The 15,283-nt window shown below is 69.9% G+C and carries 13 protein-coding genes and 1 pseudogene; 8 read left to right on the top strand and 6 right to left on the bottom strand.

Translation table 11 applies throughout. The annotated features are described in order from the left end of the window. Nucleotides 1–35: 35 nt before the first annotated feature. Nucleotides 36–2,621, top strand: coding sequence for a bifunctional FO biosynthesis protein CofGH (locus tag ACYVO6_RS23330; RefSeq protein WP_461064124.1), 2,586 nt, complete (start codon nucleotides 36–38; stop codon nucleotides 2,619–2,621). 48 nt (nucleotides 2,622–2,669) lie between these two features. Next, nucleotides 2,670–3,227, top strand: a complete 558-nt coding sequence (locus ACYVO6_RS23335; protein ID WP_461064126.1) for a hypothetical protein — start codon at nucleotides 2,670–2,672, stop codon at nucleotides 3,225–3,227. Here the strand turns inward: ACYVO6_RS23335 and ACYVO6_RS23340 are convergent. Beyond that, a complete protein-coding gene (locus ACYVO6_RS23340) occupies nucleotides 3,224–3,757 on the bottom strand; it encodes a DUF2165 domain-containing protein (protein ID WP_461064128.1) in 534 nt (177 codons plus the stop codon). The genes ACYVO6_RS23335 and ACYVO6_RS23340 overlap by 4 nt on opposite strands. A 267-nt stretch (nucleotides 3,758–4,024) precedes the next feature. Between ACYVO6_RS23340 and ACYVO6_RS23345 the strand changes: the two genes are divergently transcribed. The 3 genes from ACYVO6_RS23345 (at nucleotide 4,025) to ACYVO6_RS23355 (ending at nucleotide 6,913) form a co-directional block, all read left to right on the top strand. After that, the gene (locus ACYVO6_RS23345) at nucleotides 4,025–5,140 is read left to right on the top strand and encodes an ADP-ribosylglycohydrolase family protein (RefSeq protein ID WP_461064130.1); all 1,116 of its coding nucleotides are present in this window, start codon (nucleotides 4,025–4,027) and stop codon (nucleotides 5,138–5,140) included. Between the two features lie 82 nt (nucleotides 5,141–5,222). Beyond that, complete coding sequence (locus tag ACYVO6_RS23350) at nucleotides 5,223–5,939, top strand: RNA polymerase sigma factor (protein WP_461064132.1); 717 nt, start codon at nucleotides 5,223–5,225, stop codon at nucleotides 5,937–5,939. Continuing rightward, nucleotides 5,936–6,913, top strand: coding sequence for a CU044_5270 family protein (locus ACYVO6_RS23355; RefSeq protein WP_461064134.1), 978 nt, complete (start codon nucleotides 5,936–5,938; stop codon nucleotides 6,911–6,913). The genes ACYVO6_RS23350 and ACYVO6_RS23355 overlap by 4 nt, the downstream gene beginning before the upstream one ends. Nucleotides 6,914–6,983: 70 nt before the next feature. On the opposite strand, the gene ACYVO6_RS23360 is transcribed toward ACYVO6_RS23355, so the two are convergent. Continuing rightward, complete coding sequence (locus ACYVO6_RS23360) at nucleotides 6,984–8,555, bottom strand: sodium:solute symporter family protein (RefSeq protein ID WP_461064136.1); 1,572 nt, start codon at nucleotides 8,553–8,555, stop codon at nucleotides 6,984–6,986. A 221-nt stretch (nucleotides 8,556–8,776) separates the two neighbouring features. Then, nucleotides 8,777–9,562: an SDR family oxidoreductase gene (locus ACYVO6_RS23365; protein ID WP_461064138.1), complete on the bottom strand. Its 786-nt coding sequence runs from the start codon at nucleotides 9,560–9,562 to the stop codon at nucleotides 8,777–8,779. Nucleotides 9,563–10,001: 439 nt separating this feature from the next. Between ACYVO6_RS23365 and ACYVO6_RS23370 the strand changes: the two genes are divergently transcribed. Then, nucleotides 10,002–10,883, top strand: coding sequence for a helix-turn-helix domain-containing protein (locus ACYVO6_RS23370; protein ID WP_461064140.1), 882 nt, complete (start codon nucleotides 10,002–10,004; stop codon nucleotides 10,881–10,883). Nucleotides 10,884–10,901: 18 nt separating this feature from the next. Here ACYVO6_RS23370 and ACYVO6_RS23375 read toward each other — a convergent pair whose 3' ends face one another. After that, complete coding sequence (locus ACYVO6_RS23375) at nucleotides 10,902–11,237, bottom strand: cyclophilin-like fold protein (protein ID WP_461064142.1); 336 nt, start codon at nucleotides 11,235–11,237, stop codon at nucleotides 10,902–10,904. On the opposite strand from ACYVO6_RS23375, the gene ACYVO6_RS23380 reads away from it, so the two are divergent. Together ACYVO6_RS23380 and ACYVO6_RS23385 are read left to right on the top strand one after the other, a co-directional pair. Continuing rightward, on the top strand, nucleotides 11,218–11,904 hold the full coding sequence (locus ACYVO6_RS23380; RefSeq protein ID WP_461064144.1) for a hypothetical protein: 687 nt from the start codon (nucleotides 11,218–11,220) through the stop codon (nucleotides 11,902–11,904). The two genes, ACYVO6_RS23375 and ACYVO6_RS23380, sit on opposite strands and share 20 nt — an antisense overlap. Nucleotides 11,905–12,021: 117 nt before the next feature. Beyond that, nucleotides 12,022–12,789, top strand: a complete 768-nt coding sequence (locus ACYVO6_RS23385) for a glucose 1-dehydrogenase (RefSeq protein ID WP_461064146.1) — start codon at nucleotides 12,022–12,024, stop codon at nucleotides 12,787–12,789. A 90-nt stretch (nucleotides 12,790–12,879) separates the two neighbouring features. Here ACYVO6_RS23385 and ACYVO6_RS23390 read toward each other — a convergent pair whose 3' ends face one another. Together ACYVO6_RS23390 and ACYVO6_RS23395 are read right to left on the bottom strand one after the other, a co-directional pair. After that, nucleotides 12,880–13,746, bottom strand: a complete 867-nt coding sequence (locus tag ACYVO6_RS23390) for a helix-turn-helix transcriptional regulator (RefSeq protein WP_461064148.1) — start codon at nucleotides 13,744–13,746, stop codon at nucleotides 12,880–12,882. Between the two features lie 355 nt (nucleotides 13,747–14,101). Beyond that, nucleotides 14,102–15,232, bottom strand: a pseudogene (locus ACYVO6_RS23395) (XdhC family protein); the annotation flags it as partial. Between the last annotated feature and the right edge of the window lie 51 nt (nucleotides 15,233–15,283).

Genomic DNA, 15,283 nt, shown 5'->3' on the forward strand with positions numbered 1-15,283 from the left:
CCTGTGCCTGATCAATGCGACCGTATGCTCGAAGGATGACGACTTCCGCGAGTTCCGGAACCGGGCCCACCGCGAACGCCATGCGGAGGGCCCTCAAACGCGCCCGTGACGGCGTCGCGCTCGATGTCACCGAGGCGGCCGTGCTGCTTCAGGCGCGCGGCGAGGACCTTGACGACCTGGCGGCGTCCGCCGGGCGGGTGCGGGACGCGGGCCTGGAGACCGCGGGACGGGCCGGCGTCATCACGTACTCGAAGAGCGTGTTCATTCCGCTGACCCGGTTGTGCCGCGACAAGTGTCACTACTGCACCTTCGTCACCGTTCCCGGCAAGTTGCGGCGGGCCGGGCACGGGATGTTCATGTCGCCGGACGAGGTGCTCGACATCGCGCGGCGCGGGGCCGAACTCGGTTGTAAGGAAGCCCTGATCACCCTCGGCGACAAGCCCGAGGAGCGGTGGCCGGAGGCGCGGGAGTGGCTGGACGCGCACGGGTACGACGACACCATCGCGTACGTACGCGCCATCTCGATCCGCATCCTTGAGGAGACGGGGCTGCTGCCGCACCTCAACCCCGGTGTCATGTCGTGGACCGACTTCCAGCGGCTCAAGCCCGTCGCGCCCAGCATGGGCATGATGCTGGAGACGACCGCCACCCGGCTGTGGTCCGAGCCGGGCGGCCCGCACTACGGCTCGCCCGACAAGGAACCGGCGGTGCGGCTGCGGGTGCTGGAGGATGCGGGGCGGTCGTCCGTGCCGTTCACCAGCGGGCTGCTGATCGGGATCGGGGAGACGTACGAGGAACGCGCCGAGTCGCTGTTCGCGCTGCGCAAGATCTCGCGGGCGTACCACGGCATCCAGGAGCTGATCATCCAGAACTTCCGCGCCAAGCCGGACACGGCGATGCGCGGGATGCCGGACGCGGAGCTGGACGATCTCGTCGCCACGGTGGCCGTCGCGCGGCACATCATGGGTCCTTCCGCCTGTCTCCAGGCGCCGCCCAATCTCGTGGACTTCGAGTACGGGCGGCTCATCGGCGCCGGTATCGACGACTGGGGTGGTGTCTCGCCGCTCACCATCGACCACGTCAACCCCGAGCGGCCCTGGCCGCAGATCGACGAACTCGCCGAGCATTCCCGGCAGGCGGGCTTCGAGTTGCGTGAACGGCTGTGCGTGTACCCGGAGTTCGTGCAGCGCGGCGAGCCCTGGCTGGACCCGCGGCTGCTGCCGCACGTACGGGCGCTGGCCGACCCGGAGACCGGCCTGGCGAACCCCGACGCCGTCGTCGAGGGCCACCCGTGGCAGGAGCCGGACGAGGCGTTCACCTCCTCCGGCCGCACCGACCTGCATCGCACCATCGACACTGAGGGGCGTACGGGCGACCGCCGGAACGACTTCGACGAGGTGTACGGCGACTGGGAGGCGCTCCGCGAGGCCGCGGCGCCCGGGATGGTGCCGTCGCGGATCGACACGGACGTACGGGCGGCGCTCGCCACGGCGGCCGACGACCCCACCCGGCTCACCGACGGCGAGGCGCTGGCCCTGCTGCACGCCGACGGGCCCGCCCTGGACGCGTTGTGCCGTATCGCGGACGACGTCCGCAAGTCGGTGGCCGGCGACGACGTCACGTACATCGTGACGAGGAACATCAACTTCACCAACGTCTGCTACACCGGCTGCCGTTTCTGCGCCTTCGCTCAGCGCCGCACGGACGCCGACGCGTACACCCTCTCGATGGACCAGGTGGCGGACCGCGCCCAACAGGCATGGGACGTCGGGGCAGTCGAGGTCTGCATGCAGGGCGGAATCCACCCCGACCTGCCCGGCACCGCGTACTTCGACATCGCGCGGGCCGTGAAGGAACGCGTCCCCGGCATGCACGTCCACGCCTTCTCCCCCATGGAGGTCGTCAACGGCGCGACCCGCACCGGGATGTCGATCCGCGAATGGCTGACCGCCGCCAAGGAGGCGGGCCTCGGCTCCATCCCCGGCACGGCCGCCGAGATCCTCGACGACGAGGTCCGCTGGGTCCTCACCAAGGGCAAGCTGCCCACGGCGACCTGGATCGAGGTGGTGACGACCGCGCACGAGCTGGGCATCCGTTCCTCGTCCACGATGATGTACGGGCATGTGGATCAGCCCCGGCACTGGCTCGGCCACTTCCGGACGCTGTCGCGGATCCAGCAACAGACGGGCGGTTTCACGGAGTTCGTGACACTGCCGTTCATCCACACCAACGCGCCCGTGTACCTGGCGGGCATCGCGCGCCCCGGCCCGACCATGCGCGACAACCGCGCGGTGACGGCGATGGCGAGGTTGTTGTTGCACCCCCACATCCCCAACATCCAGACCAGCTGGGTGAAGCTGGGCACGGAGGGCGCGGCCGAGATGCTCCGTTCCGGTGCCAACGACCTCGGCGGCACGCTCATGGAGGAGACCATCTCCCGTATGGCGGGCTCTAGTTACGGCTCGTACAAGTCCATCAAGGACCTGATCGCGGTGGCGGAGGCGGCGGGCCGTCCGGCGCGTCCGCGGACGACGCTGTACGGGGAGGTCCCGGAGGAACGGCAGCGGGCGGCGTCGGCTTCGGACGGGCATCTGCCGGAGCTGCTGCCGGTACTGGACTGAGACGTGGACTGAGCTGTCCCACCGAGCAGGGGGAGGAGGTGCGTGTCCGTGTCCACCCGACGAAGGCTGCCCCGACGACGGCTGTCCCCGTGGGCCTGGGTCACCGCGCTGACCCTCGGCGCCGTCGTGGTGGTCGTCGCCCTGGCCGTACGCGCCGAACAGGCGGCCCAGCCGAAGCCGACGGCCTCCGCGAGCCCTTCCGCCTCGCCCAGCCCGTCCGCACCGGTGGCGGTACCGGACAGCTCGGACACGGGGCGGCGCATCGTCTACTCCCTCGGCCAGCGGCGGGTGTGGCTGGTCGACTCCGGCAAGGACGCCCGCCGTACGTTCACGGTGTGGCCGGGCTCGGTGAGCCCACTGCCCGGCACGTACACGGTCACATTCCGCAATGCCTCCGCGACGGGCTACGACGGGGTGCCGATCGAGAACGTCGTCTACTTCTCCACCCGCTCCGGCGTCTCGATCGCCTTCTCCAACGCCGAGGACGGCTCATCGCCGCCGCCCGCACCGGGAGTCAAGACGGGTGGCATCCGCGTCCGCGTGGCCGACGGGGACGCCGTCTGGGATTTCGGCACGACGGGGACGACGGTTTCGGTGGTCGACTAGCCGTCGTCACCGCCCCCCGTCGCACTCCCCGCCGCCCCCGGCAGATGCACCACCAGCAGCACCACCCCGCTCAGTACGAAGACCCGGAGAGCCGCGTCCAGGCCGTTCCAGTCCTCCGACTGCCACATGGAGAACCACTCGCCGCCGATGGCGATGAAGCCGGCGCCGAAGAGGAGCATCGTCATGAGCAGGCCGGCGGTGCTCGCGCGGCGGGCCCTGGTCAGGTCCGTGTGGCGCAGGCCCGTGGCGTAGAGGGCCGTGGCGGTGATGAGGACGAGGGCGGCCAGGGTCTCCCAGGCGATGATGGCGACGTAGGCGATGTCCTGGAGCGTGCGGGACTCGATCGCGCGCCACATCAGGTCGTCGTCCTTGAAGGTGGTGTCCATGGCCAGGACGTGGCGTACGAACTGCTGGTTCGTGCCGTAGTCGGTGATGTTGCCGAACGCCACCAGCGCCATGTAGAGGGCGACCGTGCCTGTGAGCAGGGCCGCCGTTACGGGGAGTGCCCGCCCGCTTCCGGTCTTCGTCATGAAAGTCCCCCTGAAGTCCCCATGAAAGCCCCCTGTGTTGGGTCAAGGTGTATCAAGTCCCTTGAGGGACAAGGGTGTTGGATTCTTGTCTATTCCCCGTTCCGCCGTCTTCTCGCCTGAGTGCGCGCACCTCGCACCACCGCACGTTCCCGCCCAGAATTCGCAAACCGTTCCGGCCCTCAACCGACTGTTCCCGTTCGATTACAGTGCTGAGCTGTCGGCCGTACGGGACGGCAGCCGTGCGGAACGGGATCGGAGGAGGCCTCGGTGGGTGCGACGTCCGGTGCCGTCTGGGGGCGTGTCGAGCAGCAGGACTTCCGCAGTCGGGTGCGGGGCACACTGCTGGGCGCGGCCCTCGGTGATGCGCTGGGCTCGCCGGTCGGGGAGCTCTCGATGGAGGAGATCCGCGAGGCGTACGGCGCGGAGGGAGTCATCGACCTGCCCTTCGGCTACGGCAGACGCGGCACCGTCACGCATCTGACCCAGCTCACCCTCTTCAGCCTCGACGGGCTCATCCGCGCCCAGGTCCGCCGGGACACGGGCGCCTGGCACCCGCCGACCGATCTGCACCGCGCGTACCTCAGATGGGCCGCCACGCAGCACGACTGGGGTCCCGACGAGCGCCGCAAGGAGGACGGCTGGCTGGCCCGCGAGGAGTGGCTGTACGCACGCCGCGACCCCGCCCGCGCCTGTCTGGTCGGCCTCGCCGACGACATGATGGGCACCCTGGACGCACCCAAGAACCAGAAGGAGACGGGCCCCGAGGCCGCGGCCCGTTCCGCGCCCTTCGGGCTGCTCGTCGGCTGGGAGCCGCAGCTGGTGATGCAGCTCGCCGTCGAGTGCGCGGCCCAGACCCACGGCCACCCCACCGCCTACCTGTCGGCAGGCGCGTACGCCCTGATCGTGCACGGACTCGCCCGCGGCGAGAGCCTCGACGCCGCCGTGCAGCGCTCGCTCCAGGTGCTCGCCGACTGGCCAGGGCAGCAGCCGGTGACCGACGCCCTGCAGTACGCGCTGGGTGCCGTACGGCAGGGCATGCCCACGCCGGCCCGGATCGACGAGCTGGCCGGGGAGGGCACGGCCGAGGGGCTGCTGTCGGTCGCCGTGTACTGCGCGCTGGTCGGCGAGGACACCCGGCACGGGCTGTGCCTCTCGGTGAACCACGGCGGCCCGTCGGGCGCCGCCGGAGCGCTCACCGGCGCCCTCCTCGGCGCCCTGCACGGCGAGACGGCCCTCCCGCCGGCCTGGCTCGCCGAACTGGAGGGCCGCCCCACGATGCTCGTCCTCGCCGACGACTTCGCGATGGAGATGACCCAGGGACCCGCGCTGCACGGGCCGGGCGGCTCGTCGCCGGGGTGGCTGGCGCGGTATCCGCGGGCCTGAACTCTCAGTCTCCGTACGCTGATGCGACGCACCTGTGACTGACGCCACAGAGATGCGAAGTGCCGAGCGGACAGGGCTGGTTGTGGAACTTTCCCTACGTGCCCGGATACGGGCCGGTGACCCCGAGGCCTTCGCCGAGCTGTTCGGCGCCCATGCCCGCGCCGTGTACAGCCATGCCGCCCGGCTGACCGGAGACCGGGGCGCCGCGGAGGACGTGGTGTCCCTGACCTTTCTGGAGGCGTGGCGGCTGCGGGAGAAGCTGAGACCCGAGGCCCCTGAAGAGGGGGCCCCGGACGCCGAGTTGCCCGAGGTGCCCCAGGGCGACGGCCTGCGGCCCTGGCTCTACGGCATCGCCACCAACGTCCTGCGCAACACCTACCGAGCCGCCCGTCGGCACCGCGCCGCGCTCGGCCGCCTCCACGGCCGCCCGGCGGACCAGGACACCGTGCCCGACTTCGCCGACGAGCTCGTCGGCCGCATGGAGGACACCGAACGGCTCGTCGCCGCCCGCACCGCGCTCGGTCGGCTCCGCAGACCCGAGCGCGAGGTGTTCGCGCTGTGCGTCTGGTCGGGCCTGAGTTACGCGGCCGCCGGCGAGGCCCTCGGAGTGCCGGCCAGCACCGTACGGTCGCGGCTCTCCCGCGCCCGCGTGCGCCTGCGTCGCCTGGCGGAGGAGGAGCTGGCCCGGGGCGCGCCCGCCGTCCGGCCGCCGGAAGAAGCGAGACCCCAGTCCCGCACCGGACAGGTACCGGGTGGCCGCCCCGAAGCGGCCCGGTCGACACAGGAGAAGCACCGATGAACCCCGAAGAGCGCGAAGAACTGGCCAGGCTGCTGCCGAGCCCGGGCGACCCGGTCCTGACGAGCGACCGCCACGACCTGCTGAAGGACCATCTGATGCGAGAGCTCACCCAGGCCACTCCGGAAGTCCACGGCAACCAGGAAAACCGAGACACCGTGACGGCCCCCGTGCCCCGGAAGCCGTCTCCCCGCCGCCGGTTCGCCCTGGTCGCCGTACCCCTCGCCACGGCGACCGCCGTGGCCGCCGCGGTCGTCATCGGGACCGGCGTATCTGAGCCCCCCACCACCGACCAGGAGGCCGTCGACCTCCTGAACCGCATCGCCACGGTCGCCGCCGCAAAGGAGTCCGTGCTGGTCCGCGACGACCAGTACGTCTACATCCGCACGCAGGGCGCCATGGACACCCGGCTCCTGGAGGAGGACATCCGGATCCACCGCAAATACCGCGACTCGCGCTGGACCGCCGTCGACGGCAAACGCCAGGGACTCAGCCGGATGACGGTGCTGAATGGCCCGCTGCCCAAGCCGCGGGACCCGTTGAACGCGTTCGCCAGGGGCACGAGGGACATGACACTGTCCCCCGACCCGAACGTCACCACGTACCGCGAGCTGGAGGCGCTGCCCACCGAACCCGGCGTGCTGCTCGAGAAGATCTACGCCGACACGAAGGGGCAGGGCCCGACCCACTACGCCGCGGCACTGGAGGCGATCGGCGACATGCTCGACGAAGCGACGCTCCTCCCCGAGGTGGGCGCCGCCCTCTACCGCGCCGCGGCGAAGATCCCGGGCGTCTCGGTGGTCGAGAACGCCAAGGACCAGGCCGGCCGCCCCGGCATCGGCCTGAGCTTCAAGGAGCGCGACAAGCGCCACGTGTGGGTCTTCGGCAAGAAGACCCTCGACTACCTGGGCTCGGAGAAGGAGGCTCTGCTCGACGTCGGAGTCGTCGACAAGATCGGTGACGAGCCGAGGAGTTGACGTCCAGTCAGTACGGAGGGTGGCCGCTCGTCGAGGAGTGGCCACCCTCACGGTCGTACGTATGCGCAGCTCAGTCCTTGACCGGCGCCCCCACCACACCGTCCGCCGCCCCCGCCGGAGTCGGGATCGCCGCAGCCGCCGCACCCGAACCGTCGTCATCGTTGTTGATCTTCGCGATGATCGCGTCCCGCTCCGGGGTGTCCTCCGGCTTCACGTACCCGATGAGGATGTAGAGGACGAGCGAGACGGCGAGCGGGACCGAGACCTGGTACTGGAGCGGGACGCCGCCGTCGACGTTCCAGTGGATCGGGTAGTTGACCAGCCAGAACGTCACCAGTCCGACACCCCAGCTGATCAGCGCGGCCGTCGGACCGCTCTTGCGGAACCAGGGCAGCAGGCCGAGCATCAACGGGATCGCGATCGGGCCCATCAGACCGGCGACCCACTTGATGACGACCGTGATGATATCGCCGAAGAAGTCGGAGTTGACCTGCGTCGCGATGGCCATCGACAGACCGAGGAACAGCAGCGTGGCCCAGCGCGCGGCCAGCAGCCCGGTCCGGGTGTCCCACTGGCGCACCTTCCGCGAGACCGCGGGCATGATGTCGCGCGTGACGACGGCGGCGATCGCGTTGGCGTCCGACGAACACATTGCCATCGTGTGCGAGAAGAAGCCCACGATGACCAGGCCCAACAGGCCGTGCGGCAGCAGCTGTTCAGCCATCAGCGCGTACGAATCGGCCGGCACGTCCGTCTGGATGATCAGCGGCGCCACCCACATCGGGAAGAACAGCACCAGCGGCCAGAGCAGCCAGAGCACGGCGGACAGAGAGGCCGAGCGCGTCGCGGACTTCGCGGAGTCCGTGGCCATGTAGCGCTGGGCCTGGTTCCACATGCCGCCGTTGTACTCGAAGGTCTTGATGAAGAGGTACGCGATCAGGAAGACCATCATGTACGGACCGGCCAGCGGCTTGGTGTGCCCGTCCAGTGCGGGCTCGTCCCACACGCTCCACAGCGTGCTGAAGCCGCTCAGCTCGACCATGACGGCGATCAGCATCGCGATACCGGCGACGAACTGGATGATGAACTGCCCGAGTTCGGTCAGCGCGTCCGCCCACAGACCGCCCACCGTGCAGTACACGGCGGTGACGGCACCGGTGATCAGGATGCCCATGTTGAGCGAGACCCCGGTGAACACCGACAACAGGGTCGCGATCGCCGCCCACTTGGCGCCCACGTCCACGATCTTCAGCAGTACGCCGGACCAGGCGAGGGCCTGCTGGGTGGGCAGGTTGTAACGGTTCTTCAGATACTCCAGCGGGGAGGACACGTGCAGCCGTGAGCGCACGCGGTTGAGCCGGGGCGCGAAGAGCTTCGCGCCGATCGCGATACCGATGGCGATGGGGAAGGACCAGGTGACGTAGGAAGTGACGCCGTACGTATAGGCGATGGCCGCGTAGCCCGTGAACATCACCGCGCTGTAGCCGGACATGTGGTGCGAGATGCCGGACAGCCACCACGGCATCTTGCCGCCGGCGGTGAAGAAGTCGCTGACGTTGTCGACGCGCTTGTGGGACCAGACGCCGATCGCGACCATCACACCGAAGTAGCCGATCAGCACGGTCCAGTCGAGACCGTTCATATGCACCCTCCCGCGATCCGCCTTGTGAACTGCGCTGAACTGCAGTGACGTGCACGGCACTTCACCGGCGCAGGCCAAAGCGGCCGCGAAGTGCCCGCTCATCGTGGGTTCGACGGGCATGCGGCGACAACTGCTCGGCAGGTCAAGAGGAAGCAAAAATGTTCTGCTTGATGACCTAGGTTCACATCCATGACCAGCCGTACGGAGGCCGGTCACGCGGCCTAACGCATCAACTCACCCGCGTTCACCAGCAAGGACTGCCCGGTGATGGCCCGAGCCCGGTCGGACGCCAGGAACACGGCGGCATCCGCCACGTCCCCGTCGGTGGCCAGCTCCGGCAGAGCCATGCGACTCGTGAGGCGTTCCCGTACTTCTGCCTCCGGTACGCCCTCCGTATGCGCCGAGAACTGGACGTACGCCTCGACCGGCGGCCCCCACATCCAGCCCGGCAGCACGGTGTTGACCCGTATGCGATGCGGGCCCAACTCCCTTGCCAGGGAGTACATCGCGCTCGTCAGCGCGCCCTTCGAGGCCGCGTACGCCATCTGCCGCACCTGGGTGGGGGCGGCCACCGACGACTGCGTACCGATGAAGACGACCGACCCGCCGTTCGCCTTCAGGGCGGGCAGACAGGCGCGGGTCATCCGCAGCGTGCCGAGCAGGTTCACGTCGATGACGGACTGCCAGGTGGCGAAGTCCGCGTCCTCCAGGCCGCCGAAGTAGCTGTCCCAGGCGGCCACATGGACGACGGCGTCGAGTCGCCCGAAGCGCTCGGCCGCGAGCGCGGCGAGCGCCTCGCACTGCTCCTCGTCGGTGATGTCGGTCGGGCGGTGGGCGGTGTGCGTGCCGTCGGGGTCGATCTCCGCCGCGGCCTTGGCAAGATTCGCCTCCGTACGCGCCCCGAGCACGGCGTTGCCCCCGTCCCGTACGACGGCCGCCGCGACCTGGTGCCCGAGCCCGGCGCCGACTCCCGAGACGATCACGGTCCTGTCCGTGAGCAGTGACATGCCGAGGCCTCCCTGACTCTGGCGAACTATCTGACGGAGCGTCAGAGTATGGGCGTCCGCCGGAGGAAGGAAGAGGAAGGAAGGGGAGCGGCATCCGCGGGCGGCCGCTGCGGCCCAGAGGTCGTTTGCCTGACTGCCGTCCGGCGAGGGCGGGGTCTGCGCCAGACACGCGCAGGGCCGCCAGCCGGCAGACAGGTGAGTGATCGGTGCTGCTGTCCCAGGACGGCTGAGGGAGAGAGTTTTCTCCCTGGATCATCCGCTCCCAGGAAGGAATTCTCCCCTTACAAGGAAGAGAGGCAAATGTCAGCTTGGGCGTCGTCGGCCACTATCCCCCTCCTCGTTGGAAGCAGCGTTGGAAGCAGCGGCCCATGGCCCATGGGCGACGCGGCAGACACATGAACCGAAGCACAGGCCGATCCGCCGGCGAAAGGCGAAACCGATGACCAGGCAGGACGAGGTTCGCGGCTTCCTCACCACGAGGCGTGCGAGGATCACGCCCGAACAGGTCGGACTGACCGCTCTCGGAGGAGAACGCCGGGTTCCCGGTCTGCGCCGCGAAGAGGTCGCGTTCCTGGCAGGCATCAGCGTCGATTACTACACGCGTCTCGAACGCGGAAGGATCCGGGGCGCGTCGGACAGCGTGCTCGACGCGCTCGCTCGTGCTCTGCGACTCACGGCCGCCGAGCGAGACCATCTGTTCGATCTCGCGCGCGGCCACACGGCACCCGCTCCGCGCCGGGCCGCGCCCGCTCGCCGTGTCCGGGCATCGGTGCAGCGGGTCCTTGACGCGCTGCACGTCCCAGCTGTCGCACAGAACGCACGGCAGGACCTGATCGCGGCGAACGGGCTCGGGAGAGCTCTGTACGTCACGCCGTTCGACAGCGCCGACCAGCCGCCGAACCTGGCTCGCTTCGTTTTCCTGGATCACCGTGCCCAGGCGTTCCACCCCGACTGGGACCTCGCCTGCCGCGTCACGGCGGCGGCCCTCCGCGCCGAAGCGGGACGCACCCCGCTCGATCCGGCGCTCACCGCTCTGATCGACGAGCTCCGGGCAAGGAGCCCGGTCTTCCGTGACGTGTGGGCTCACCACGAGGTACGTGCGCACCACACCGGATTGCAGGAGTTGCATCATCCGGTCGTGGGAGACCTCACCCTTGCCTTCGAGACCCTTGATGTGCAGGCCGACCATGGACTCTCGATCATCGTCTACAGCGCCGGATCGGATACGTCGACGGCCGTCAAGCTGGCTCATCTGAGCAGGTGGGCCGCCGGGACCGGGGAGACCTCCACCACGAGTAACGCAGAGGCCGTGAGTACCTGAGCCACCGACAACCGACGGTCAGTCGGCCAGCTCGACCCTCGCGGTGAAGCCGTCCTCCTGGTCGGCGATCGCGTCCATGTCTCCGTCGAACTGACCAATCCTCAGGATGCCGTCGTGGTAGCCCACGTCGCCGTAGTAGAAGACGAGGTCGCCCCCCGGAGCGTAGTAGCCGATGTCCCGCGGGCGAGGGTCCTCTCCCTCGGGCATGCCCTCCGTGGAAAGCTCCTCGGGCAGCGCCCCCGTCTTCTCCATGTTCAGGTGGTCGCTGAACTCCACGGTGACCGGGAGCTTTTCGATCAGGTCCCGAGCGGTGGCGTTGTCCAGGAGCCGGCCCGTGAGCACCGTGCCGCCCATGGTGACGCGGATCGGCGTCCCGTCGCTCGACGACTGGTCCGGGTTCGGCGAGGGGGAGTCCGCAGCGGAGGCCGACTCGCCGGACGACCCGGACGACCCGGACGACCCGGACGACCCGGACGACGAAGAACTCGCGGGCGCGGCGCTCTGTGAAGCTGTCGAAGCCGTCCCTTCCGAACCGCTGCCGCAGGCTGTCACGACGAACACGAAGGTCATGGCCAGCGAGAGCACCAAACCCCGACGCGCTCGACGCGGCGGCCTGGGTACGGAGGAACTGGTTCTGGTCATGTCGTCGAAGCTAACGGCGAGGCCACCGCAGGTGGGAAGCCCTGTCAGTACCCCCCAGTCTCGCCTGCCCAGGCTTGAGGTTTTCCTGGAGCACGCTCCTCTGCGCGTCGCTCTCGTGCAGTTCCTCATAGCGTGGTGCGGTCGCGCCCTGGGGGGAGAGTTTCCTCCCAGGATGGTTCTCCCCAGGAAGAAACCCTCCCCTTTTTGCGTCAGCCGCGACATGTCAGTCTCGATGTCACGGCCGCTGATCATCACCCTCGTACCGCTGATCGCCCTCGCGGTACAGCGCACGACCGGGTCGGCGACGTCTCGCGTCGTGCAGCAGAGCACGGCGAGCAGTACCGCCATGGAGGAGAGCGGCTCCCGCGCCGGGGTGTGACCCGCCGCCCATGGCCATCACGTGCCCGCCAGGAGCGACAGGAAGCGGGGCACGTCAGCCGCCGATCGGGCGAGCCCGGCTTCGTGCCGTCCCGGCAGCAACGACAAGAGGAGAACCATGAACCCCACCTACGACTTCAGCGACAAGGTCGCTCTCGTCACAGGCGCCGGCTCCGGAATGGGGCTGGCAACTGCGCAGGCCTTCGCGGAGGCAGGTGCGGCCGTGGCGCTCGCGGACCTCGACGAGGAGGCTCTTCGCAAGGCCACGGACAGCCTGACGTCCGCCGGTCACCGAGCCCTCGGTATCACCTGCGACGTGAGCAGCGAGGACCAGGTCGCCGCCATGGTCGACAAGACGGTCGAGACCTTCGGCCGCCTGGACATGGCGTTCAACAACGCGGGCATACAGATCCCGCCGAGTGACGCCGCCGACGAGCCTGGCGAGGTCTTCGACCGGGTCACGGCCGTCAACCTGCGTGGCGTCTGGGCCTGCATGAAGCACGAGCTGCGGCACATGCGCGCCCAGGGCGGCGGCGCCATCGTCAACTGTTCCTCGCTCGGCGGCCTCGTGGGCCTTCCGGGCCGGGCCTCCTACCACTCCTCCAAGCACGGAGTGATCGGCCTCACCGGCAGCGCCGCCCTCGAATACGCCCCACGCGGCATCCGGATCAACACGGTCTGCCCCGGCACCATCGACACACCCATGGTCGCCGCCATGGAAGCGAAGGGTGAACTCGACCGGTCCGAGGCCGCGGCGGCCCAGCCGATCGGCAGGCTCGGCCGTGCGGACGAGATCGCCGCGGCGGTTCTGTGGCTGTGCAGTCCGGGGGCGAGCTTCGTGGTCGGCGTCGCCCTTCCCGTCGACGGCGGCTATGTCGCTCAGTGACGTTCTGGCTGAAGCAGCGTAGGCAGGCGGTTCGTCGTGGGTTCCGTAGCGCCGCCGAGGTCCCGTCGTCGCCCGTACGTGACGCCGTCGTCAGCTCGCCGCGCCGGGGGCGAGCGAGTGGCCGTCAGCCACCCAGGCCGCGAGGAGGCGCAGCCGTTCCTGCGTGGGCGTGCCGGGTGGGGCGGTCCAGATGGTCAGATGCTGATCGGGGTCGGTGCTGCAGGTGAGGGTGTCCCATTCGACGGTGAGTTCGCCGACGACCGGATGGTTCAGCGTCTTGGCGCCGATCCGTCGGGCCGCCACATGGTGCTCTGACCACCACCGCCGGAAGTCCGCGTCCCGCTCCGACAACTCCTCGACCAGCGCGACGAGCGTCGGGGAGCCGGGGTCGCGGGCCACCTCCATGCGCAGCTGGGCAACGGCGAGCAGGGCCGCGCCCTCCCAGTCGGCGTAGAGCCCCCTCATACGGTCGGAGAAGATCATCTTCGCGTAGTTGCGGTCCTTCTCCGGGATCCGCCCGAAGTCCCCGACCAGGGCGGCGCCCATCTCGTTCCACGCCAGGACGTCCATCTGGCGCCCGAGGACCATGGCCGGGATGGAGCCGAGGTCGTCGAGCAGTCGCTGCAGTTGCGGGTTGACGACCTGCACCTCGGGCCGGCGCAGGCGGCCGGTCTCCTTGCCCGCCAGCTGGAAGGCGTACTCCCGCTGGTCGTCATCGAGCTTCAGCACGCGGGCGAGGGACGCCAGCACGGGCTCGGACACGTCGATGCGTCCCTGTTCCAGCCGGGTGTAGTAGTCCGTACTGATCGCGGCCAGCAGGGCCACTTCCTCCCGGCGCAGACCGGGTACCCGACGCGGCGCTCCCGAGTCGGGCAGCCCGACGGATCGGGGGGTCAGCTCGGCGCGCCGGGTTCTCAGGAATTCGCCCAGCTCATGGTGGGCTGCGCTGCCAGTCATGTCAGCCATTCTCCCAAGGATGGGGCCCCGTGGCCGGGGCGGAGTCTTGGTGGCACGGAACTTCTTCTTGCGCACCTGTGGAGGGGAAGGTCCACAGGTCAGGCGCGTACAGCGGTCACGGCTCCGCGAGGGCGCGGGGCTGGGCTTCGGGGACGCCGTCCACGGCTCCGTCCGTCCGGTCCCCGGCGAGCGCTCCGGCTGCCGGGGCCGGCACGTGGCCCAGCTCGGCGACCGTCGCCTCGACCACCGTACGGGTCGCGTCGCCGGCCTGGGGCGAGCCGTTGATCACCCGGGAGCCCGTGCCGTGTCCCGCCCCGGCGCGTGCGGCTGCCTCTTCGCGTCCGGGCCGGCCATCGGCTGGGGTGGGTGGGGCGGGCATCGGACGGTGGATCGGGCCTGTTCCCCGGGAGAGGGGCAGGCCGCTGCCGAGGTTGGCGGAGGCAATGATCTCCGCTGCGATGGAGACGGCCGTCTCCTCAGGCGTGTGAGCTCCGAGGTCGAGGCCGATCGGGGAGTGCAGGCGGGCGATGTGTTCGTCGGACAGGCCCGCCTCGCGCAGGAGGCAAAGACGCTGATCGTGAGTGCGGCGCGATCCCATGGCACCGACGTAACCGACGGGCAGATCGAGGGCCAGCCGCAGCAGGGGAATGTCGAACTTGGCGTCGTGGGTGAGGACGCAGACGGCGGTACGGGTGTCCACGGCCGTGTGCTCCAGGTAGCGGTGGGGCCAGTCGACCACGACCTCGTCCGCGTCCGGGAAACGGGCCGCCGTGGCGAAGACGGGCCGGGCGTCGCACACGGTGACCCGGTAGCCCAGGAAGGCCCCGGCCCGGCTGAGCGCGGCGGCGAAGTCGACGGCGCCGAAGATCAGCATGCGGGGGCGGGACGCGGCCACGTGGACGAGGACGGACAGCCGGTCCGGGCAGGTGTCGGCGTCTGAGCCCAGTTCGACGCGGGCGGTACGTCCGGACCGGAGCAGGGCGCCCGCCTGTGCGGTCACCGCGCGGTCCGTCGGTCCTCCGTCCAGGGTTCCGTAGGAGGCGGTGCCGTCGGCAAGGACGCAGAGCATGCGGCCCACCAGGTCGTGGGGGCCGTCGACCACCTGCGCCACGGCGGTGGGCCTGTCGTGGACGATGTCGTCCAGGGCGGTGGCGAGATGGGGATCCGCGGCGGGGTCGATGCGCCGGACGAGGACGTCGAGTTCGCCGCCGCAGGTCAGGCCGACGGCGAAGGCGTCGTCGTCGGAGTAGCCGAACCGGGCGCGCTGGGGTGGACCCTGGTCGTGGAGGACCTGTCGGCACAGTTCGTAGACGGCGCCCTCGACGCAGCCGCCGGAGATGCTGCCGACCGCGGTGCCGTCCTCGTCCACCGCGACCGACGTACCGACGGGCAGGGGTGCGCTGCCGGTGACGTCGACGACGGTGGCCAGGGCGAAGGGGCGTGCCTCGCGGCACCAGCGGTGCAGTGTGTCCGCGATGTTCAGCATGAGTCTTTCTCCGTGGTTCGCCATGAGGGCCGGGGGACTGGGGGACCGTGG

The sequence above is a fragment of the Streptomyces pseudoechinosporeus genome, assembly GCF_054783935.1.

Excerpts from the sequence above, each read along its gene's own strand:
- ACYVO6_RS23385 (WP_461064146.1), top strand. The coding sequence starts at position 12,022 with ATGAACCCCACCTACGACTTCAGCGACAAGGTCGCTCTCGTCACAGGC.
- ACYVO6_RS23360 (WP_461064136.1), bottom strand. The coding sequence starts at position 8,555 with ATGAACGGTCTCGACTGGACCGTGCTGATCGGCTACTTCGGTGTGATG.
- ACYVO6_RS23355 (WP_461064134.1), top strand. The coding sequence starts at position 5,936 with ATGAACCCCGAAGAGCGCGAAGAACTGGCCAGGCTGCTGCCGAGCCCG.
- ACYVO6_RS23375 (WP_461064142.1), bottom strand. The coding sequence starts at position 11,237 with ATGGGCGGCACGGTGCTCACGGGCCGGCTCCTGGACAACGCCACCGCT.
- ACYVO6_RS23365 (WP_461064138.1), bottom strand. The coding sequence starts at position 9,562 with ATGTCACTGCTCACGGACAGGACCGTGATCGTCTCGGGAGTCGGCGCC.
- ACYVO6_RS23390 (WP_461064148.1), bottom strand. The coding sequence starts at position 13,746 with ATGACTGGCAGCGCAGCCCACCATGAGCTGGGCGAATTCCTGAGAACC.
- ACYVO6_RS23370 (WP_461064140.1), top strand. The coding sequence starts at position 10,002 with ATGACCAGGCAGGACGAGGTTCGCGGCTTCCTCACCACGAGGCGTGCG.
- ACYVO6_RS23330 (WP_461064124.1), top strand. The coding sequence starts at position 36 with ATGACGACTTCCGCGAGTTCCGGAACCGGGCCCACCGCGAACGCCATG.
- ACYVO6_RS23340 (WP_461064128.1), bottom strand. The coding sequence starts at position 3,757 with ATGACGAAGACCGGAAGCGGGCGGGCACTCCCCGTAACGGCGGCCCTG.